This window comes from Rheinheimera sp. A13L, from assembly GCF_000217935.1.
Lineage (GTDB): Bacteria > Pseudomonadota > Gammaproteobacteria > Enterobacterales > Alteromonadaceae > Pararheinheimera.
Window position 1 is genome coordinate 1 of record NZ_AFHI01000066.1, and the last position, 618, is coordinate 618.

Annotated in this window: 1 rRNA gene; it reads left to right on the forward strand. The window is 50.2% G+C overall.

The features are described 5' to 3' along the window. Positions 1–122: 122 nt before the first annotated feature. Positions 123–618 (forward strand): 23S ribosomal RNA (locus RHEIN_RS18005); the annotation flags it as partial.

Genomic DNA, 618 nt, shown 5'->3' on the forward strand with positions numbered 1-618 from the left:
TTTGCTCTTTAAAAATCTGGATCAAGCTGAAAATTGAAACACTGAACAACGAAAGTTGTTCGTGAGTCTCTCAAATTTTCGCAACACGATGATGAATCGAAAGAAACATCTTCGGGTTGTGAGGTTAAGCGACTAAGCGTACACGGTGGATGCCCTGGCAGTCAGAGGCGATGAAGGACGTGCTAATCTGCGATAAGCGTCGGTAAGGTGATATGAACCGTTATAACCGGCGATTTCCGAATGGGGAAACCCAGTGTGTTTCGACACACTATCATTAACTGAATCCATAGGTTAATGAGGCGAACCGGGGGAACTGAAACATCTAAGTACCCCGAGGAAAAGAAATCAACCGAGATTCCCCCAGTAGCGGCGAGCGAACGGGGAGGCAGCCCAGAGCCTGAATCAGTGTGTGTGTTAGTGGAAGCGTCTGGAAAGGCGCGCGATACAGGGTGACAGCCCCGTACACAAAAATGCACATGCTGTGAGCTCGATGAGTAGGGCGGGACACGTGGTATCCTGTCTGAATATGGGGGGACCATCCTCCAAGGCTAAATACTCCTGACTGACCGATAGTGAACCAGTACCGTGAGGGAAAGGCGAAAGACCCCGGNGAGGGGA